General features: G+C 48.3%; 14 protein-coding genes, 2 tRNA genes and 3 rRNA genes. All 19 read right to left on the bottom strand.

Features of this window, described 5'->3' with window-relative positions:
- Positions 1 to 44: 44 nt before the first annotated feature.
- On the bottom strand, positions 45 to 893 hold the full coding sequence (locus H0G69_RS01030) for a metallophosphoesterase (protein WP_180304978.1): 849 nt from the start codon (positions 891 to 893) through the stop codon (positions 45 to 47).
- 89 nt (positions 894 to 982) lie between these two features.
- Entirely contained in the window at positions 983 to 2,482 is a 1,500-nt protein-coding gene (locus H0G69_RS01025; protein WP_033934259.1) for a peptide MFS transporter, read from the bottom strand.
- Between the two features lie 377 nt (positions 2,483 to 2,859).
- Complete coding sequence (locus H0G69_RS01020; protein WP_180304977.1) at positions 2,860 to 3,432, bottom strand: TIGR01440 family protein; 573 nt, start codon at positions 3,430 to 3,432, stop codon at positions 2,860 to 2,862.
- Between the two features lie 110 nt (positions 3,433 to 3,542).
- A complete protein-coding gene (locus H0G69_RS01015; protein ID WP_180304976.1) occupies positions 3,543 to 4,580 on the bottom strand; it encodes an alcohol dehydrogenase catalytic domain-containing protein in 1,038 nt (345 codons plus the stop codon).
- A gap of 314 nt (positions 4,581 to 4,894) precedes the next feature.
- Positions 4,895 to 4,967 (bottom strand) — tRNA-Thr (locus H0G69_RS01010).
- Between the two features lie 29 nt (positions 4,968 to 4,996).
- Positions 4,997 to 5,069: transfer RNA gene (locus H0G69_RS01005), tRNA-Asn, on the bottom strand.
- Between the two features lie 5 nt (positions 5,070 to 5,074).
- Positions 5,075 to 5,191, bottom strand: a 5S ribosomal RNA gene (gene rrf / locus H0G69_RS01000).
- Positions 5,192 to 5,275: 84 nt separating this feature from the next.
- Positions 5,276 to 8,197: ribosomal RNA gene (locus H0G69_RS00995) — 23S ribosomal RNA — on the bottom strand.
- A gap of 197 nt (positions 8,198 to 8,394) precedes the next feature.
- Positions 8,395 to 9,971 (bottom strand): 16S ribosomal RNA (locus H0G69_RS00990).
- The 16S, 23S and 5S rRNA genes sit together here with 2 tRNA genes alongside, the layout of an rRNA operon.
- A gap of 580 nt (positions 9,972 to 10,551) precedes the next feature.
- On the bottom strand, positions 10,552 to 12,054 hold the full coding sequence (lysS, locus tag H0G69_RS00985; RefSeq protein ID WP_180304975.1) for a lysine--tRNA ligase: 1,503 nt from the start codon (positions 12,052 to 12,054) through the stop codon (positions 10,552 to 10,554).
- Complete coding sequence (dusB, locus tag H0G69_RS00980) at positions 12,054 to 13,091, bottom strand: tRNA dihydrouridine synthase DusB (protein ID WP_006499424.1); 1,038 nt, start codon at positions 13,089 to 13,091, stop codon at positions 12,054 to 12,056. Before dusB ends, lysS begins: the two co-directional genes overlap by 1 nt.
- Before the next feature lie 151 nt (positions 13,092 to 13,242).
- On the bottom strand, positions 13,243 to 14,361 hold the full coding sequence (locus H0G69_RS00975) for an MFS transporter (protein WP_180304974.1): 1,119 nt from the start codon (positions 14,359 to 14,361) through the stop codon (positions 13,243 to 13,245).
- 144 nt (positions 14,362 to 14,505) lie between these two features.
- Positions 14,506 to 15,411 carry an Hsp33 family molecular chaperone HslO gene (hslO, locus tag H0G69_RS00970; protein ID WP_128513194.1) on the bottom strand — a complete coding sequence of 302 codons (906 nt, stop codon included), beginning with the start codon at positions 15,409 to 15,411 and terminating at the stop codon, positions 14,506 to 14,508.
- Between the two features lie 83 nt (positions 15,412 to 15,494).
- Positions 15,495 to 17,603 (bottom strand): ATP-dependent zinc metalloprotease FtsH, encoded by a 2,109-nt coding sequence (gene ftsH, locus H0G69_RS00965; protein ID WP_180304973.1) that lies wholly within the window; start codon positions 17,601 to 17,603, stop codon positions 15,495 to 15,497.
- 89 nt (positions 17,604 to 17,692) lie between these two features.
- Entirely contained in the window at positions 17,693 to 18,232 is a 540-nt protein-coding gene (hpt, locus tag H0G69_RS00960; RefSeq protein WP_180304972.1) for a hypoxanthine phosphoribosyltransferase, read from the bottom strand.
- A gap of 13 nt (positions 18,233 to 18,245) precedes the next feature.
- Positions 18,246 to 19,655, bottom strand: a complete 1,410-nt coding sequence (gene tilS, locus H0G69_RS00955; RefSeq protein ID WP_180304971.1) for a tRNA lysidine(34) synthetase TilS — start codon at positions 19,653 to 19,655, stop codon at positions 18,246 to 18,248.
- Entirely contained in the window at positions 19,618 to 20,148 is a 531-nt protein-coding gene (locus H0G69_RS00950; RefSeq protein ID WP_180304970.1) for a S1 domain-containing RNA-binding protein, read from the bottom strand. The genes tilS and H0G69_RS00950 overlap by 38 nt, the downstream gene beginning before the upstream one ends.
- A gap of 174 nt (positions 20,149 to 20,322) precedes the next feature.
- Entirely contained in the window at positions 20,323 to 20,685 is a 363-nt protein-coding gene (locus H0G69_RS00945) for an FtsB family cell division protein (protein WP_006499416.1), read from the bottom strand.
- A 137-nt stretch (positions 20,686 to 20,822) separates the two neighbouring features.
- Positions 20,823 to 21,104, bottom strand: coding sequence for an RNA-binding S4 domain-containing protein (locus H0G69_RS00940; protein WP_006499415.1), 282 nt, complete (start codon positions 21,102 to 21,104; stop codon positions 20,823 to 20,825).

The following is a 21,104-nucleotide window of genomic DNA, read 5'->3' as shown; positions in this document are numbered from 1 at the left end:
AATAAATATAATAACTAATTTAGCCAATAAAAGCAAGACCTTTTTTAATTATTTAACTCAATTATCTTCAAACGATGCTCCCATTGCTCCGCAAACTTATCATACTGCCACTCAGTCCGCTTGGCTTTCTTGACGCCAACAGCCTGATTAAGATAAACCAGATGGGCTGCTTTTAGTGGATCATGAATACTATGCAGATGACCATAAAAGACGTATTTTACGTGCGGAGCCTTTTCCAGCAGTCTGCCTAAACGCTCGCTGCCCATCATTGCATTGATCATCTGGTAGGTTTTCAACTGTCTTTGACTTTGGACAAATGACGGTTTGGGACTCAGCAAAGCCTTTCTTGGTGCGAAGTGAGTTAAAAAAATCACTTTTTTGCCAGCCGCCTGAGCCATTGTCAGCTGCTGTTCAACCTGATTCAGCACCAGTCCCATTCTTTGCGGGTCAGATATGGGCTGTTTGATAGCGGCATCAACCCAGTAGACCTTTTTCCATTGGGTTACTCGCTGCGGCTGCTGAGCGTAGTCAGAAAATGAATAGTCATACCAGCCGTTATTACCGATTAAGCGCCAGTCCGTCCCCGGCAGATCAACGTATTGATTGTGCAGGTACATTGGATCCGCCAGGTGCTCAACGTCTTGGTATGACGCGTGCGACAGCATATCATGATTTCCCAGGACATAATAGATCTGAACCCGTTCGCCAACCAAGCGCTGTAAAGCAGCAAAATAGCGCCGCGTTCGGCCAAAATTGTTGTAAAGATCACCGGCATATAGATAGTAGTCGATATCATGCCTTAACAGCCAGCTTGCTTGAATGTGCAAGGCTCGCGTTGACATGATTCGGTTGACATCCAGGTGATTATCGCTGCTGACTGCCAGCTTAATCATTCTCATCCCCCCTTGAAAGTAAGGATAACATAATCCCAGATGAATTAAAAAACGTCCGCGAAATAAATCGCGAACGTTAATTGATTTTATTAGTCAACGCCTTCCATCAAGCCGTGAATTCGCTTAACAAAGAAGCAAAGCACGATCCCGAAGACGATTGCTACACCACCAACAATCAGGAAGTATTGAATTTCCGTACCTGGCGTGTAGAACTTAACGATTTGTGCGTTGACGGCTTGGCCTGCAGAATCGGCCAGGAACCACATACTCATCATTTGTGAACGGAATGCAACTGGTGCCAGCTTAGTCGTGATTGACAGACCAATTGGCGAGATCAGCATTTCGGCGATTTCACAGATAAACCATGAGCCGACCAGCCAGAATGGACTGACCCGCCCAGAAGTCGTGCCGTGAATCAAGCCAGGCAGTGCCATCCAGACAAATGAAAGACCAACGATAACCAGACCGGCAGCAAACTTGCCAGGAGCACTTGGCTGGTTCTTCCAGTGACTCCACAGGTGAACGAAGAATGGCGTCAGAATCATGATAAACAGCGGGTTCAGCGTCTGGAAGTTGGCAGCAGCAAAGTGCCAGCCCCCAATGTGCAGAACCGTCCGTTGAGCAGCAAACAGTGCCAGCACAACCGAACCAGATTCTTCAATTGCCCAGAAGATTGCCGCAGCGATAAACAGCGGAATGTAGGCTACAACCCGTGATTTTTCGACCTTGGTAACCTTCTTGGAGTTGAGCATCATGATAAAGTAGATGATTGGCAAAGCAATCGCAATAACTGTAATCAAATTGATGATGCTGTTGATGTTCAGCTGACCCATGGCTCCCATCAGACCGAGGATGATTGCCAAGACAACTACGGCAACGATCGTCCAGTTGATGATTGGCTTAAGATCTTCTTTGTCGATTGGGTCATCTGGGTAGAGGCTGTCTTTTGACAGATACTTCTTACCATCAATGTAGTATTGCAGCAAGCCAAAGAACATCCCGATCGCAGCCAGTGAGAAACCAGCATGGAAGTTCATTTCGTTGCCAAACAGGTGCAGGCCAAAACCGTTGGCAGCCCAAGGAACCGCGATTGGTGAAATAGCCGCCCCAAAGTTGATCCCGAAGACGAACATTGAGAACCCGGCATCCCGGCGCCGGTCTTCTTCACTGTACAGGCCACCGACCATTTCAGAAACGTTTGGCTTCAAAAGCCCAGTCCCGATAACGATCAAAATAATTGAAGCATAAAGTGCCGTCGTCCCAGCAGGCAATGACAGAGCAATATGACCAAACATGATCAAAACCCCACCAATAAAGACGGTCTTTCTTGGCCCCCAAAGCCGGTCAGAAAGCCAGCCGCCAATCACCCCAGAAAGATATACCAGCGAACCATAGATTGACATGATCGAAGCAGCCGTTGCCTGGTCCATGCCCAAACCGCCTTTGCTGACGGCGTAGTACATGTAGAACAGCAGGATGGCACGCATCCCATAGTAACTGAACCGTTCCCACATTTCAGTGAAGAACAGCGTAGCCAGTCCTCTTGGCTGCCCGAAGAAGGACGTGTCTAATTGTTTTTGCTTATCCATTCCATTTCCTCCAAATTTTGATTGAATCTAATAAAAGCTCAGTCAAATTATTGAAAAAGTCAAAAGATTAAAGGAAAGTAACAATTTCCTTAAAATAACGTTTACTATTATATACTGTTTATCTTCATTCCGTCAAACCAAGTGCCGGTATTCCAAGAGGTAAATCGTGATATCAAGGCATTTTGGAATCGTTTGCGCATCATCTTAAAAAGTAATAAATGTTCACAAAATTTTAAAATTGAATGCTAATCTATACTGTTAGTTAATAAAATTATCATTAAAGACAATTGTAAGCGATAACAATTATCTGTTGAGATTTTAACTAAAAAAAGTGCTTAAAATCATGCACATGCACAATTTCAAGCACCTGTCCCGTTTTATTTTTCGTTGAATGGATCCCACTCATATTTTGCCCGTGGTCCGCCAATATATTTTGGCCGTGTGCGCAGATAAGTCACGTGGGCCTGACCAATCTCCTTAACTGAAGTACGAACTGGCACCTGGACAAACTTAACATGCATACCAATAAACGTATCACCGATATCCATGCCAGCATTGGCAACGACATGTTCGACCTCAACGGGATCAGTAAAGTTTTCAAAGGCGGCAATCTGACCGGCGCCACCGGCATTGATCTGGGGAAAGACACTGACGATCTCGAGTCCTTTAGCCTTGGCAACCGCTTTTTCAACCACCAGCGCTCGGTTTAAATGCTCGCATCCCTGTACGGCCAAATGAACGCCCAACGGTTTTAAAGTCTCAATAATCGTTTTGACAATCGTCCGGCCAATTTCAATGTTGGAATGCTTGCCGATCATCTTGCCTTGAACCTCACTGGTACTCAAGCCCAAGACGAACAGATCATCCGGTTCCAGATGGGCCTGTTCCAGCAGCTCATTGAGTCCTTTTTTCGTTAGCAAGCGAATCTCTTCAATATCCACGTCGCTCATGTTTTTCGCCTCTCTTATGTCTTTTAAGTGATTATATCATCAAATTTTAATTGTGCTTAAGAAAGACCACCAATAATGTTTAAGACATAATCAAGACGGCAAACCAACGACTAATCGATTACCAGCAGCGTTTTGATGGCCTGGCGCTGATCCATTGCTGCATAGGCATCAGCAGCGTGATCAAGGTCAAAGCTCTTGGTAAAGACCTTGCCTGGGTTAATCTCCCCATCCAAAACGGCCTTGAGCAGCAATTCCTTATCCGGCTTGGTAACCGAGGCAATTCCGCCACGCAGACCGATGTTTTTCCAGAACAGCTGGTTGGATTTTGGTTCAGCATGCGGTACGCCGACGCGACCAATCACTGCTCCCGGTCGTGCAATCTGGCCAGCCTGATCAATGGCCCCAGCCGTGCCAACACATTCCAAAACAGCGTCAACACCGGCATTTTCTTTAGTCAGGGCCAATACCTGCTGAACGGCAGCGGCACCTTTTTGGGCAACAATGTCAGTAGCACCAAATTCTCGGCCTAAAGCTGCTCGATCTTCGTGGTGGCTGAGCAGGATAATCTTTTCCGCGCCCAACAGCTTGGCACCGATTACGCCACACAGGCCAACCGCGCCATCACCAATCACTGCAACCGTATCGCCTGGCTTGACCTCAGCATTTTTGGCCGCATGAAAGCCGGTCGCCATAACGTCAGAAAGCGTCTGCAGCGAGGCCAGCTGCTCATCCGTGTAGTCGGCTGGCGCACCAGGAATCTTTACCAGTCCGGAGTCAGCTGATTCATATTTCATGAATTCTGCTTGATAGCCGCCGTTAGATCCTGGCTTTTGATTCAGACAGTTGCCTTCAAAGCCGTTCAAACAGGCCACGCAATGTCCACAGCCATGAGTAAACGGTACGATTACAAAGTTGCCCGCTTTAATCTGGCTGACGTCTGCACTCACCTGTTCAACAACCCCGATTGCCTCATGACCAACCAGCGTATTGGCTTCTCGTTTGGCAATACCGCGGTACCACCACAGATCAGAGCCACAGACACTTGCTCGAACGACACGAATGATAGCTTGGTTTTCACCATCGATTTCTGGCTTGGCAGTCTCTTGGACCTCAATCTGTCTTGGAGCGATAAATACTGCTGCTTTCACAAAAAATTCCTCCTTAAACTGGGTTAGTCGCGTAATGCTTTCAATTGCGGCTGGATCACGGTGATCAAAAAACTGACTCTCATTTTTGTCCAAACTGCTCATCAGCTGCATGTCGGCCTCACTCAGCTCAAAATAAAAAGCTCCGTATCTCGGACATCAGCCCAGTACGGAGCTTTTCAGTTACAACTAGCAGATTCGAGTTTTTCTTGTCAAAACGTGTGCAGCACTTTTCGCAATAAACAAAAACAAAGCTTGATATACCGACGAAAAACGTTGATAAATCAAACTTTGTAACATTTAACGAATGTTTATTATGCCAACTATAGGAGTCGAACCTACGACCTTCTCTTTACGAGGGAGATGCTCTACCAGCTGAGCTAAGTTGGCAAAAGAAATACCGATCAGTATTTCAACGACTCCGGCAGTCAGACTCGAACTGACGACAACCTGATTAACAGTCAGGTGCTCTACCAACTGAGCTATGCCGGAATAATGCATGGCAATGCCCTATCCTCGCAGGGAGCGATCCCCCAACTACTTTCGGCGCGTTGAAGCTTAACTTCTGTGTTCGGCATGGGAACAGGTGTATCCTTCAAGCCATCATCACCACACTAATCCTTTTCAGGATTGAGAGCTTGCACTCTCAAAACTAAACAATATCTATTCTTCTCACGTTCAATCGAAACACCCTAAACTTGGTTAAGTCCTCGACCGATTAGTAATGGTCCGCTCCATGCCTCGCGGCACTTCCACTTCCATCCTATCTACCTCATCATCTCTGAGGGGTCTTACTTCCATAAGGAATGGGAAATCTCATCTTGAGGCGAGTTTCACGCTTAGATGCTTTCAGCGTTTATCTCATCCATACATAGCTACCCAGCGATGCTCCTGGCGGAACAACTGGTACACCAGCGGTATGTCCATCCCGGTCCTCTCGTACTAAGGACAGGTCCTCTCAAATTTCCTACGCCCGCGACGGATAGGGACCGAACTGTCTCACGACGTTCTGAACCCAGCTCGCGTACCGCTTTAATGGGCGAACAGCCCAACCCTTGGGACCGACTACAGCCCCAGGATGCGATGAGCCGACATCGAGGTGCCAAACCTCCCCGTCGATGTGGACTCTTGGGGGAGATAAGCCTGTTATCCCCAGGGTAGCTTTTATCCGTTGAGCGATGGCCCTTCCATGCGGAACCACCGGATCACTAAGCCCGACTTTCGTCCCTGCTCGACCTGTCTGTCTCGCAGTCAAGCTCGCTTGTGCCTTTACACTCTGCGAATGATTTCCAACCATTCTGAGCGAACCTTTGGGCGCCTCCGTTATCTTTTGGGAGGCGACCGCCCCAGTCAAACTGCCCACCTGACACTGTCTCCCACCACGATCAGTGGTGCGGGTTAGAGTGATCATAATGCAAGGGTAGTATCCCACCAACGCCTCTGCCAAAACTAGCGTCCTGGCTTCTATGGCTCCTACCTATCCTGTACAAGCAGTACAAGCACTCAATATCAAGCTACAGTAAAGCTCCATGGGGTCTTTCCGTCCTGTCGCGGGTAGCCTGCATCTTCACAGGCAATTCAATTTCACCGAGTCTCTCGTTGAGACAGTGCCCAGATCGTTACGCCTTTCGTGCGGGTCGGAACTTACCCGACAAGGAATTTCGCTACCTTAGGACCGTTATAGTTACGGCCGCCGTTTACTGGGGCTTCAATTCAGGGCTTCGCCGAAGCTAACTCTTCCTTTTAACCTTCCAGCACCGGGCAGGCGTCAGCCCCTATACTTCATCTTACGATTTTGCAGAAACCTGTGTTTTTGATAAACAGTCGCCTGGGCCTTTTCACTGCGGCTGATCTTGCGATCAGCACCCCTTCTCCCGAAGTTACGGGGTCATTTTGCCGAGTTCCTTAACGAGAGTTCGCTCGCTCACCTTAGGATACTCTCCTCGACTACCTGTGTCGGTTTGCGGTACGGGCAGTTGATTATTCGCTAGAAGCTTTTCTCGGCAGCGTGACATCAACGACTTCGCTACTATAATTTCGCTCCCCGTCACAGCTTGTCAACCCGCTGATAAGCATTTGACTCATCAACTGACTTGCTGCTTGGCCGGACACTTCCAATCGTCCGGATCGCTTAGCCTTCTGCGTCACTCCATCACTCAAGCACAATCAACTGGTACAGGAATATCAACCTGTTGTCCATCGTCTACGCCTCTCGGCCTCGACTTAGGTCCCGACTAACCCTGGGAGGACGAGCCTTCCCCAGGAAACCTTAGTCATTCGGTGGACAGGATTCTCACCTGTCTTTCGCTACTCATACCGGCATTCTCACTTCCAAGCGCTCCACCAGTCCTTACGGTCTGACTTCATCGCCCTTGGAACGCTCTCCTACCACGCATCCTGATGGATGCATCCATAGCTTCGGTAATATGCTTAGCCCCGGTACATTTTCGGCGCAGAGTCACTCGACTAGTGAGCTATTACGCACTCTTTAAATGATGGCTGCTTCTGAGCCAACATCCTAGTTGTCTGTGCAATTCCACATCCTTTTCCACTTAGCATATATTTAGGGACCTTAGCTGATGATCTGGGCTGTTCCCCTTTCCACGATGGATCTTATCACTCACCGTGTGACTCCCGAGTAAAAATCAATGGCATTCGGAGTTTATCTGAAGTCAGTAACCCATGACGGGCCCCTAGTCCAAACAGTGCTCTACCTCCATGATTCTAAACCTCGAGGCTCCCCCTAAAGAGATTTCGGAGAGAACCAGCTATCTCCAAGTTCGTTTGGAATTTCACCGCTACCCACACCTCATCCCAACCATTTTCAACTGATACGGGTTCGGTCCTCCAGTGCGTTTTACCGCACCTTCAACCTGGACATGGGTAGGTCACCTGGTTTCGGGTACATAACTGCGTACTTCGTACGCCCATTTCAGACTCGCTTTCGCTGCGGCTCCGGTTTTTCCACCTTAACCTTGCACGCAATCATGACTCGCCGGTTCATTCTGCAAGAGGCACGCCGTCACACGTAAATGTGCTCCGACAGCTTGTAGGCACATGGTTTCAGGAACTGTTTCACTCCCCTCCCGGGGTGCTTTTCACCTTTCCCTCACGGTACTGGTTCACTATCGGTCACTAGGGAGTATTTAGCCTTGCGAGATGGTCCTCGCGGATTCCGACGGGGTTTCACGTGTCCCGCCGTACTCAGGATCCTGAACTGAGAGTGTGACGTTTCGTTTACTGGGCTATCACCATCTTTGGCGTCGCTTCCCAACGACTTCAACTACGTCGCACTTTGGTAACTCAAATGTTCAGTCCTACAACCCCAACAAGCAAGCTCGTTGGTTTGGGCTCTTCCCGTTTCGCTCGCCGCTACTCGGGGAATCGAATTTTCTTTCTCTTCCTGCAGCTACTTAGATGTTTCAGTTCACTGCGTCTACCGCCTGACAGCTATGTATTCACTGCTCAGGCAATCATCGACTAAGATGATTGGGTTTCCCCATTCGGAAATCTCCGGATCAAAGCGTACTTACCGCTCCCCGAAGCATATCGGTGTTAGTCCCGTCCTTCATCGGCTCCTAGTACCAAGGCATTCACCATGCGCCCTTCATAACTTAACCTTGATGATCTTACGATCACCTCAGTTATTGAGTATGCGATTAATTTCGTTAATAAAACTCAAATAACGCGGTGTTCTCGGTTTAATTGTGAATAAAGAAATAAATATTATTTAGTTTTCAAAGTACAAGCTGAGGGTAGACCCCTCAAAACTGAACGCAGTTTCAACGAATGTGCAGGTTTCCGATTAATTCCTTAGAAAGGAGGTGATCCAGCCGCAGGTTCTCCTACGGCTACCTTGTTACGACTTCACCCTAATCATCTGCCCCACCTTAGGCGGCTAGCTCCCCGAAGGGTTACCCCACCGACTTTGGGTGTTGCAAACTCTCATGGTGTGACGGGCGGTGTGTACAAGGCCCGGGAACGTATTCACCGCGGCATGCTGATCCGCGATTACTAGCGATTCCGACTTCGTGCAGGCGAGTTGCAGCCTGCAGTCCGAACTGAGAACGGTTTTAAGAGATTAGCTTGCCCTCGCGAGTTCGCGACTCGTTGTACCGTCCATTGTAGCACGTGTGTAGCCCAGGTCATAAGGGGCATGATGATCTGACGTCGTCCCCACCTTCCTCCGGTTTGTCACCGGCAGTCTCACTAGAGTGCCCAACTGAATGCTGGCAACTAGTAACAAGGGTTGCGCTCGTTGCGGGACTTAACCCAACATCTCACGACACGAGCTGACGACGACCATGCACCACCTGTCATTGCGTTCCCGAAGGAAACGCCCTATCTCTAGGGTTGGCGCAAGATGTCAAGACCTGGTAAGGTTCTTCGCGTAGCTTCGAATTAAACCACATGCTCCACCGCTTGTGCGGGCCCCCGTCAATTCCTTTGAGTTTCAACCTTGCGGTCGTACTCCCCAGGCGGAGTGCTTAATGCGTTAGCTGCGGCACTGAAGGGCGGAAACCCTCCAACACCTAGCACTCATCGTTTACGGCATGGACTACCAGGGTATCTAATCCTGTTCGCTACCCATGCTTTCGAGCCTCAGCGTCAGTTGCAGACCAGACAGCCGCCTTCGCCACTGGTGTTCTTCCATATATCTACGCATTCCACCGCTACACATGGAGTTCCACTGTCCTCTTCTGCACTCAAGTCTGACAGTTTCCGATGCACTTCTTTGGTTAAGCCAAAGGCTTTCACATCAGACTTATCAAACCGCCTGCGCTCGCTTTACGCCCAATAAATCCGGATAACGCTTGCCACCTACGTATTACCGCGGCTGCTGGCACGTAGTTAGCCGTGACTTTCTGGTTAGATACCGTCACTGCGTGAACAGTTGCTCTCACGCACGTTCTTCTCTAACAACAGAGCTTTATGAGCCGAAACCCTTCTTCACTCACGCGGTGTTGCTCCATCAGGCTTGCGCCCATTGTGGAAGATTCCCTACTGCTGCCTCCCGTAGGAGTATGGACCGTGTCTCAGTTCCATTGTGGCCGATCAGTCTCTCAACTCGGCTACGCATCACAGCCTTGGTAGGCCGTTACCCTACCAACAAGCTAATGCGCCGCAGGTCCATCCCAAAGTGATAGCCGAAGCCATCTTTTAAATTTGAATCATGCGATTCAAATTGTTATGCGGTATTAGCATCTGTTTCCAAATGTTATCCCCCGCTTTGGGGCAGGTTACCTACGTGTTACTCACCCGTCCGCCACTCGCTGGTAAACCAACGTCAAGTCCGTGCAAGCACGTTCAATCAGTTGGGCCAACGCGTTCGACTTGCATGTATTAGGCACACCGCCGGCGTTCATCCTGAGCCAGGATCAAACTCTCATATAAAATATAAGAACTTGAAAAGCTCAAATTTAAATTAAGCGAATTGACTTCGCAAATGTTTTTTGCATCAATCGTAATGATTGATGACCCTGCACATTTGTGTTCGTCGAAACTGTATTCAGTTTTCAAAGGTCTACCATGTTGCTTAATCACAACGTTTATTACTTTATCAAATCTCTAATTGCCTGTCAAGAAGAAATTTATTTAATTTCAAAACCAAGCAAATCAGCGACTTAATTAATATATCAAATTGTCAAAGTAATGTCAAGAAGTTTTTTCTGATCATTAACGACCAAACAGCTGACTGCCATCCAATCGCTTTGACAACAATAAATACTATACAGGTTTCCCAAGGGTTCGTCAACGCTATTTTCAAACTTTCTAAATCTATTTTAGGTTTACGAACTAATGCTCCATAAAGCTCAATATGATTCGTTATTTAACGAACAAAAAGTGATTAGAAACCAACTGTTATTCAGATTGCAATCTATGATTTATCAGCGGCTCATCTACTTATTAATTCCAACGATAAATAAAAAAACACGCTGCAGATCTGCAAGACGTGTTTTTAGTGTGCTAAATATTATTTTTCTTCTTCATCAGCAGTCTTTTCTGGACGCATCGTTGGGAAGAGAATAACGTCACGAATCGACTTGGCATCCGTCAAAAGCATTACCAAACGGTCGATACCGATCCCCAGACCACCCGTTGGCGGCATCCCGTATTCCAAAGCCTCAACATAGTCCAGATCAACTGGTTCGGCCTCATCGTTACCATTAGCCTTTTCCTTGGCCTGCATTTCAAAACGATACTTCTGGTCGATTGGATCGTTCAGTTCGCTAAAGGCATTGCCCATTTCACCGCCAGCAATGTAAAGCTCAAACCGATCTGCCATTTCAGGATTTTCTTGGTTCCGCTTAGCCAGTGGCGATACCTCAACAGGGAACTCATAGATAAACGTTGGCTGAATCAGGGTGTCTTCAACGAATTCGTCAAAGAAGGCACTCAGAATATGACCCTTTGACCACCATTTTTCATACTTAACGTGCTTTTCTGCCGCCAGCTGACGAGCTTCTTCATCGGTCTTGATTTTCTTAAAGTCAATACCGGTCTGTTCCTTAACGGCATCGTTCATCGTAATCCGCTTAAATTCGCCGCCAAGGTCAATCTCAGTGCCTTGATAGGTAATCTTGCCATCATCAGAGACTACCTTGGCTGCTGCCTTAATGATCCCTTCCGTTTCGTCCATGACATCCCACAGATCCCAGTAAGCGGCATAGGTTTCAATCGTTGTAAATTCTGGATTATGCTGCAGGTCCATCCCTTCATTACGAAAGACCCGTCCCAGTTCATAGACCCGTTCAAAGCCCCCGACGATCAGCCGCTTCAGATAAAGCTCCGTCGCAATCCGCAGATACATATCAATGTTTAAGGCATTATGGTGCGTAATAAATGGCCGTGCATTGGCACCACCAGCCTGAGTATTCAAAATTGGCGTTTCGACCTCGGTAAAGCCATGGTCATCCATGTACTTACGAATTGCCTTGATAATCGCCGTCCGTTGATGGAAACGTTTAAAGCTTTCTGGGTTGGCAATCAGATCCAGGTAACGCTGACGATAGATGGTTTCTGGATCCTTAACCCCTTCCCATTTGTTTGGCAGTGGCCGCAAAGCCTTGGACAGAAAGGTAATCTCACGCGCACGAATCGTTAGTTCACCGGTGTTGGTCTTGATGACGTCACCTTTGATCCCCATGAAGTCGCCAAGATCGGCCCGCTTAAAGATATGGTATTGTTCATCGCCAACCATATCCTTGCGCGCGTAGACCTGAATTTTGCCCGTCCGATCAACGAAATCCGCAAAGCCCGCCTTACCGCTGCTGCGTTTGCGCATCATTCGGCCGGCAATGCTGACCATGTTTTCTTGTTCAAGCAACTCGTCTTTATCTATCTGATCAAATTGTTCATGCAGATCCTGAGCTAAGTGGTCGCGATGGTAGCGACGGCCAAATGGCTCAATTCCTGCTGCTTTGAGTTCATCCATCTTTTCGCGACGAACGCGCATTTGATCCAGTTCTTGTGACACTAGTCTTCCTCCTCAATTTTTGCCTGGCGTTGAGCACGATGCATCTCTTGCTGTGCCGCCCGCTTTTGTGTTTCCTCCAAGAAACGATCGAAAATATCAATCATTTCCTGCTGCGTTTCCGCTTCAACCAACGCTGCCTTTGTTCTGGCCGCCCGAGGAATTCCCTTGATGTAGAAGGTTGATTGTCCCCGGAACTCACGAACGCCAACATGCTCGCCTTTTAATTCTACCAAACCAGCCAAATGCTCCTTGGCCATCGCAATTTTTTGCTCTGGCGTAGCTTCTGGAAGCAGTTCACCCGTTTCCAGATAATGAGCCGTCCGCTTAAGCATCCATGGATTACCCATTGCTGCCCGGCCGATCATGACTGCGGTTGCTCCCGTCTCATCCAGCATCCGTTTGGCATCTTCTGGCGTTTTAACGTCGCCATTACCCATAAACGGAATCGTCAATGCATTGGCCACTTCTTTTAGGATATTCCAATCCGCGTGACCTGTATACATCTGTTTGCGAGTCCGACCATGCATGGCGATTGCCTGGGCACCAGCACGTTCGGCTGCCAATGCGTTTTCGACGGCATAAATGTGCTTATCATCCCAGCCGATCCGCATTTTGACCGTAACTGGTTTTTTAACGGCATCGACGACATAAGAAACCATTTCATAAACTTTATTTGGATCCAACAGCCATTTTGCTCCGGCATCGGTGTTAACGACTTTGTTGACTGGACAGCCCATGTTGATGTCAATTACATCAGCTTCGGTATTTTCATCGATGAATTTGGCTGCTTGAACCAAAGTCTCCTTTGTACCGCCAAAAATCTGAATGCCCATCGGATGTTCGATCGGCTCAACCTTCAGCATCGACAGGGTCTTTTTGTTGTGGTACATAATGCCGCGATCAGAAATCATTTCGCAGACCACGTAGCCAGCGCCAAACTTTTTACAGATGACACGGAACGCAGAGTTGGTAACTCCAGCCATGGGAGCTACTACGACTTGATTTGGAATCGTAACATTGCCAATTTGCCATTCCACAAAAATATCCTCCTTAAAATTGCAATCAAAACGATTGTAGCCTAATCATTGCCAGATTAGCAAGCCAGACCCTCAGCAATTCCAATTTAATCATAGGTCTGCAGGCTGCGACGTAAAATCAGCAGCACTATTCCGATCATCATACCAACAATCAGATCAGCAACCGTACAGATTGTGCAAATAACTTGAGATAGCCCAGTCTTTCAATGACCAAACCGCCAAACAGCGGCCCAATCGCCTTGCCAATCGATGAAAATGCATTGACCATCCCTTGCCCGCGACCTTTTTGAACAACCGGCGACAAGCGATTGACATATGCGGGCACACCTGGAATCAAAAGCGACTCGCCCAGCGTCAGCACAACCATCGCCAAGACAAACTGCCCATAGCGAGCCGCGAAAAGCAGCAGCATAAACGAGCCAGCCATAAAAAAGGCTCCCAGAATCACTTGAAGATCAAGCGTCGCATGGTAGCGGCCAATCCAGTCAAGCAGCAGCTGAAAAATAATGATCAAAATGCCATTGATCGTCCAAAGCATGCCATAACGCCCCGTTGAAATGCCGAACCGTGCTAGATAGACTGCCAGATTGCTCATCCACTGTTCATACATGACCCAGACGACCACCAGCCCGAGCAGCAAAACGATGATTACGAAAAGATTGCGCTTGCCAGTCAAGTCAGCCGATGCGGTATCAGCTTGTTTGACTTGGCACTCACCATGCAGCTCAACTTTGGCGAACTTAATGCCAACGATAATCAGACTGACCAGATAGATCCCGGCAATCAGCACAAACAGCCAGCCAATTCCCTGTTCATAGATAAAGCCAGTGAGTCCCGTACCGACTACCAGACCGATGTTTTCAGCCAGATAAAGCTGATTGAAGACCTTAACGCTGGGATATTTTTTGACTCTGGTCCCCATTGAATTGATCAAGGTTAAAATCCAGCCATTGCCAAAACCAAAAATACATAACAAAATGGGATAGCTTGGCCAGCCATGCATAAAGATCAACAGCGTTACGGCCAGAAGCGTAATCAGCTGGCCAAAAAGGTTCAAGCCAAACGTATGCCCGCGATCAAATCGGCTGCCTGCTGCAATACTGCCGATTACGTTGGCACTGGAATAGCACAGTAGAACCACCCCGGCCAGAACCAACGACTGATGCAGCTGATTATGCATATAAATCGTCGTCACCGGCCATACGCAGCTATAGCCAACGTTATTCAGAAAAGCCAGTCCACCCAGCCATTTAAACAAATCGTCTTTCAAATCCCTCACCTATCTTTTGACAATTGCCTTAATTTTCAGTGGTCGGATTCAAAATGTCAATCAGAGGCCGGCAGCTGGCTGGTAAAAATATCCAAACCTGCAAAAAATCCCGGGCTCAGCTGATGAGCGCGGGATTTTGCTTGACTATGCCTGGTCGCTGCTGGTGGCTTGCTTTAAGATCACTTCCAAGTCCTGCTTGTCAAACTGATACTTCTTGCCGCAGAACTGACAGACGATTTCAGCACCTTCGTCTTGTTCAATCATTTCCTTTAGATCAGCCGGTTTGATCGTTGCCAGGGCATGTGCAAAGCGATTTTTGTTGCAGTGGCAGGCATATGATACCGGCATCGTCTGCAGCATCTTGAGTTCTTCATCAGGGAACAGCAGATGCAGGATGTCTTCTGGCGTCTTACCTTCCAAAAGCAGATCCGATACTCTCGGCATGCCTTGAATGGCCGTTTCCAATTTGGTAATGGCCTCATCGCTGGCACCGGGCATTACCTGGACCATAAATCCACCAGCTGCCTTAATCGAATCATCTTTTTCAACAAAGACCGACAAGCCGACTGCCGAGGGAATCTGTTCCGACTTGGCCAGATAATAGGTAAAGTCATCACCCAGCTCGCCTGAGATCAGATCAACCTCGCCAGTATAAGGCGTCTTGTCGCCTGGCGTCATCGTTGTTACCGAAAGCGTTCCTTGGCGGCCAATCGCACCGGCAACATCAATCTTGCCAGCATCGTTCAATGGCAGATTGACGTGCGGGTTTTTCATATAGCCCTTAACCTCGCCGTGAGCCGTACCATCAGCGACGATGTAGCCAACTGGCCCATTGCCTTGAATCTTAACCGTCATGCCGGCTTTTTCATCCAAGCTGGACGTTGATAATAGCAGCGTGCCGATAAGGGTGCGTCCTAAAGCTGCCGAGCTGGCACTCCAGGTATCGTGAATCTCATGGGCTTTTTCAACCAGGTTGGTAGCACGCACTGCATACGCACGAAACATTCCATCCTTGGTCATGCTTTTTACTAAATAGTCATTGTTTTCCATCATTGGTCACCTTTTCTAGTTTTGATTCCATAATAAAACAGGAGCGGCGACCAGTGGTCAAAAACGCTCCTGTTAATTGGCAATTATGCCTGATCATCATGATCGTCATGGTGGTCATTTTGATCGTTTGAAGCTGAGCTGTCTGGCGTTTGTGAAGCATGATCCGATTCAGCATCGTTGTCATGCTCGTCCTCTACTTTTTCAGTTTCGCGACGTTCCAAAGCACGCTTGGACTCTTCAAAAGTTGCGGCATGCTGTTCATCTTCAGCAGCTTCAACATCGGCTTCCGGCATCTTCCCAGTCTTGTACAGACTCAGAATCTGCTTTTCGTTCAGCGTTTCGTACTTGAGCAGCGCCTCGGCAATCAGCTTGTGCTGTTCACGGTGCGTCTCGATGATATGAAGCGCTTGTTCATGACCTTCATTCAAGATCCGCTTGATTTCTTCATCAACCAAGGCAGCCGTATGTTCTGAGTAGCCTGCCTGATCATAGCCTTGGCCAGCAAAAACCTGTCCAGAGCTCTGCAGCTCAACCGGACCGATCTTGTCGCTCATCCCATATTGGGTAACCATGGCCCGCGCAATCTGCGTTGCCTGTTCAAAGTCATTGGAAGCCCCGGACGACTGTGAATGGAAGATGATTTCTTCAGCTGCCCGGCCACCCATCAGACCAGCAATCTGCTCTTCAGCATTTTTCTTGCTCATCAACATCTGGTCTTCACGCGGCAGCATGATTGCATACCCACCGGCGCGGCCACGTGGTACGATCGTTACTTTATGAACGACCCGTGCATCGTTTAAGACCAGCCCAACGATCGTGTGGCCGGCTTCGTGGTAGGCAACGGTTTCGCGTTCTTTTGGCGAAACGACCCGATCACGCTTGGCTGGACCAGCAATCACGCGGTCTTCGGCTTCATCAACGTCAGCGGCTGAAATCTCGTTTTCATTGCGCCGTGCAGCCAGCAATGCCGCCTCATTCAGCAGGTTGGCCAAATCGGCACCCACGAATCCCGGCGTCTGCTTGGCAATTTCCTTTAAGTCGACATCTGATCCCAATGGCTTGTTGCGGGCATGAACGCGCAGAATTGCTTCACGACCCTTGACGTCAGGAGCACCGACCAGAATCTTCCGGTCAAATCGGCCTGGCCGCAGCAGTGCTGGGTCCAAAACGTCAGCCCGGTTGGTGGCAGCCATTACGATAACGCCTTCATCACCATTAAAACCGTCCATTTCAACCAGCAGCTGGTTCAGCGTCTGTTCACGTTCATCGTGACCGCCGCCCATGCCAGAGCCACGCCGCCGACCAACGGCATCGATTTCGTCGATAAAGATGATTGATGGCGCGGCCTTCTTGGCTTGGTCAAACAGGTCACGAACCCGGCTGGCACCAACCCCGACAAACATCTCAACGAAATCAGAACCTGAAATCGAGAAGAATGGTACGCCGGCTTCACCCGCAACGGCTTTGGCCAGCAGCGTCTTACCAGTACCTGGAGGCCCTTCAAGCAGCACACCAGATGGAATCTTGGCCCCCAGCCGCGTGAATTTCTTTGGATTCTTCAGAAATTCAACGACTTCAACCAGTTCCTGCTTTTCTTCTTCTTCACCAGCAACGTCAGAGAAACGGACCTTGTTTTCCTTGGCATTGGCGGGCTTGGCCTTAGACTTGCCAAAGTTCATCATCCCGCCGCCACGACCGCCTTGACTGGCTTGCCCCATCATCATGTAGAAGAAAAATACCATGATGATCAATGGCAAAATGGTAAACAGCAGGTTCATCCACAGACTGTTGGATTCTTCGGCCTTGGTGCTGATGGTAACGTTGTGCTTTTCAGCATACTTCTGCAGCTGACTGAGCGTTACGTCGCTGTCCAGCACTGAGCTTTGGAAGCTGGTCGTGGTACTGCTCTTTTGCCCGACGATCGAGAACCCGGCATCGCTGCCGCTGACCTTCTGTGGCTTGCGGTAGATACCAGTGATCTTGTAGACTCCGCCGTCTGGTTGAAGTTGGAAGCTCTTAACCTTATTGTCCTTCAATTCGGTAACAAAAGTGCTTTGGGAAACGTTTTTGCTTTGCGTATCCGTACTGCTTCCTCCAAAGAAGAAGTAGGCAATTCCCATAATGCACAAAAAGATTATCGCATAGAAGAGCACGTTATGAGCGAATCCATTATTTTTACGATTGTTGTTCATAACAACCTCCTATCCAACGGCAATATTTAATTTATTTTGATGGACTAAATGATAGCATAATTGACCATCATTGACCATTATTTGATCAACTATTTGCTATATACGGAAGGCTTCAGGATTCCTACGTATGGCAGGTTTCGATAGTAGCCCTGATAGTCAAGGCCATAGCCGACCAAGAACTCGTTTGGAACGACAAAACCAACATAGTCAGCCTCGATTTCGACTTTGCGGCCCTCTGGCTTATCCAGCAGCGTACATACCTTGACGCTGTTGGCACCACGCTCGCCTAACAGATCAACCAGATAGCGCAGCGTGCGGCCAGTGTCGACGATATCTTCCATGATCAAGACGTCTTGGCCCTCCAGATCAGCCTTCAAGTCGTGAATCAATTTGATCGTCCCAGTCGACTCAGTGCCGCCGTAATAGCTGGAAACGTCAATAAAGTCCAGCTGTACGTAACAGGTCATCTTTTTAAACATATCAACCGAAAAAGGCGCCGCGCCAGTCAGCACTGAAACCACCAGCGGCTTTTTGTCGGCATAGTCGGCATTGATCTGCTTAGCCAGGCGATCTTCAGCAGCATTGATCTCTTCAGTGCTGTACAAGACGCGTTCAATATCGTTGTTCATTTATCTGCTCCTTTTAGCATTTTCGTTGGGCAACTACAATGATTTGGCATTCTTGGTCTTCAGCAGCGCTGCTTGACTCATCCAGCCAGGCAAACTTATGGCCAACTACCCACAGCACCGTCTCAGCAGCCGTAGTCAAAACCAGTTGCTCCTGGCGCTGCGGCTGCGGTACCTTGTCGTTGATCAAAACGCGCCGAACCTTTTGATGGCCGCCACTTTTTAAGCGCAGCCGATCGTCTTTTTGCCAGCCCCTTAATCTCAGCGGCAAGGCATCAGGCGGCAGCTTGAATCTGGCCAGCACAATGGCGTCTTTAGGCAGCTGATCCTTACTAAAGACCCCAAACGTCAATTCATCGTTGATTTCATGCCATTGGCCCAATTCTACCACAGCTGCGGACTTTTTTTGCGAATTATCGACCTTTTTAGCCGCGTTTTTAAGCCAACAAACATCATATTCTTTCACCAGCCAGTGTTCATTTGGCAATTGCATGATCTGCTGCGGCTTTTTGTCATCGTTTAGCAGCTGGTCGATCTGCCTGATCTGTGATCGTGTCAAGTCATAGACAGCCTGATTCTTCAGCCATTGCAGCATTAGCAGCCGGCGACTGGACTGTGGCTGCTGTCGATACTTTGCCAGCTGCAGCTGATTTGCCGTCGTCATCTGTGCCAGAAGCTGCGCCAAGCTGTTTTGACTAAAAGTCAGCAGATCGCTCAACTGTTCATGCCACGCCGTCATATGCGCCAAAAAACGCGGATTCTCTTTGATCATGGCAGGAACGATCAGATTTCGAAAACGATTGCGCGTCAAAGCAAGGTCCTGATTGGTATTATCCTCAAACCAGGTTAACTGATGCATATTGGCATACTCATAAAGCCGATCCTTGGAAATGGTCAAAAGCGGTCTGAGTAGCGTTTTACCAGCAAATGGCCGCTCATCTTCAATCCCAGCCAGTGCCGTCAGCTGGCCGCCCCTGACCATCTTCATCAGCATTGTCTCTGCTTGATCATTGGCATGGTGCGCGGTCAAAAGAAAATCAGCCTGATGTGCATGCATCGTCTGGGCAAAAAAGTGATAGCGCATTGTCCGCGCGGCATCCTCAATCCCGGTTTGCGGATGTTCTTTGATCGGCCAGTGTCTGACTGCCAGCTTTAATTGATGCTTTTGACAGTAGCTTTTTAAAAAGGCCTCTTCTTGCTGGCTCTGTTTGCGCAATTCATGGTTGACGTGGGCAACGATCAATCGTCTACGATCAACCAGCTGCTGCATCACGTCCAGCAGCACCATTGAATCAACGCCTCCAGAAACGGCAACTACCAAGGGAGCAGCTGATTCAAAAAAGCGGTGCCCTGTTAGACGCCGCTTAATCTGTTGTTGAAGATTCATTTTAGCTGCGACGACCGCCACGGCCCCCACGCTTGCCATCCGTTTGCCGTTTCAGCGTTGACAGGCGTGATTCGCTTTCCTTCATAAAACCGGCCAGCATATTGTCGAAGCTGTCATTTTGCCGGTGATGACGAGCCCCAGAAAAGCCGCGCTGCGGTGCATGGTTGAATTCACGGTGTTCATGGCGCTCTTGAGTGTAAGCATGACCATGAGCCTCTTCATCATGACGTCGTTCGTGGAAGCCGTGTCCCTGTTCGCGATGGTTTTCGCGCTCCTCATGGTGGTGACGTTTTTCCTTAGGTTGAGCTTCCTTCATCGATAAGGCGATCTTGCCATCACTGCCAATCTTCATTACCTTGACAGTTACCGTATCGCCGACTGACAGAACGTCGTGAATGTCTTTGATGAAGCGATCAGAAATCTGACTGATATGAACCAATCCCGTCTGATTATCGTCTAGATCAACGAAAGCCCCGAAATTAGTAATACCTGAGATCTTCCCTGAAACCTTTGCTCCTTCTTCAATTGCCATGAACTAGCTGGCCCTCCTCATTAAAAATTAATCATTTATTTACAGTTTTGAGTATAACATAAATCAACATTGTTACAAGTGAACAATTATCGTAATAAAGCGAACAAAAAAAGCCAAAACCGCTTTCTTACATCGTCAGTTAAACGCTGTCACGATTTTTAAAGCGCTTTTAGCTTAATTAGCAAAGTTATAAATCGTTTCGCCTTTTTTAGCGTAGTTGTATTTGGAACGAATCAGCTGTTGAAGATATTCAGGATCATTCAGCTCTTTAATGTGACTGTTCAGCTGCTTTTGCTTGCTTTTCTGCTTGGTTAGCTGCGTTTGCGTCTGTTGAATCTGAGCATTGACCCGGCCAAGCTGCCGCTGGTTTTTCCAGATCTGAACGCCAAATACCAGAACAAAAACGCCAATTATGCCAATCATCGCTAAAAAGCGGCGCTTGTGGATTTTTCGAGCATAGGCCTTATCCGCCGCCTGCTGAGCTGTTTTCTGCTGAGCATATGGCGTATCAAGACTGTAGACATTGCGACCTTTCATTGAGAATTCCTCACCTTGTAATTATTGTCCAAAGTATAACAGGATTTTTTAGCAACTGTCCAACCTAATCCTAAATTACCTGCTGACTCATTTTTGGTTAATCGAGCCTAACCGGCACAATCGCTTCAGATCAAAGGCTAATCGTCAAATGGATTGCTGAAGTCCTCGGCAAATTTTTCATCAATGATGGTATACATCTGATCCGTCTCACTCTTTTTGGTAGTCTCAATAATCTGATCAATTCGGACGGTCTCGGTTTTGTTGCCAAACTGAATGGTCAGCTCATCACCGGCTTTAACGCTGCTGGACGATTTTGCCGGCTTGCCGTTGACCAGGATTCGTCCCTGATCGGCAATCTTTTTGGCAACCGTCCGCCGCTTGATGATTCGAGAAACCTTTAAAAATTTGTCTAACCGCAT

The sequence above is a fragment of the Limosilactobacillus mucosae genome (assembly GCF_013423865.1).
Classification (GTDB): Bacteria; Bacillota; Bacilli; order Lactobacillales; family Lactobacillaceae; genus Limosilactobacillus; species Limosilactobacillus mucosae.
This window is presented reverse-complemented; position numbering and strand designations above follow the sequence as displayed.

Excerpts from the sequence above, each read along its gene's own strand:
- H0G69_RS01030 (WP_180304978.1), bottom strand. The coding sequence starts at position 893 with ATGATTAAGCTGGCAGTCAGCAGCGATAATCACCTGGATGTCAACCGA.
- H0G69_RS01025 (WP_033934259.1), bottom strand. The coding sequence starts at position 2,482 with ATGGATAAGCAAAAACAATTAGACACGTCCTTCTTCGGGCAGCCAAGA.
- H0G69_RS01020 (WP_180304977.1), bottom strand. The coding sequence starts at position 3,432 with ATGAGCGACGTGGATATTGAAGAGATTCGCTTGCTAACGAAAAAAGGA.
- hslO (WP_128513194.1), bottom strand. The coding sequence starts at position 15,411 with ATGGAAAACAATGACTATTTAGTAAAAAGCATGACCAAGGATGGAATG.
- ftsH (WP_180304973.1), bottom strand. The coding sequence starts at position 17,603 with ATGAACAACAATCGTAAAAATAATGGATTCGCTCATAACGTGCTCTTC.
- hpt (WP_180304972.1), bottom strand. The coding sequence starts at position 18,232 with ATGAACAACGATATTGAACGCGTCTTGTACAGCACTGAAGAGATCAAT.
- tilS (WP_180304971.1), bottom strand. The coding sequence starts at position 19,655 with ATGGCAAGCGTGGGGGCCGTGGCGGTCGTCGCAGCTAAAATGAATCTT.
- H0G69_RS00950 (WP_180304970.1), bottom strand. The coding sequence starts at position 20,148 with ATGGCAATTGAAGAAGGAGCAAAGGTTTCAGGGAAGATCTCAGGTATT.
- H0G69_RS00945 (WP_006499416.1), bottom strand. The coding sequence starts at position 20,685 with ATGAAAGGTCGCAATGTCTACAGTCTTGATACGCCATATGCTCAGCAG.
- H0G69_RS00940 (WP_006499415.1), bottom strand. The coding sequence starts at position 21,104 with ATGCGGTTAGACAAATTTTTAAAGGTTTCTCGAATCATCAAGCGGCGG.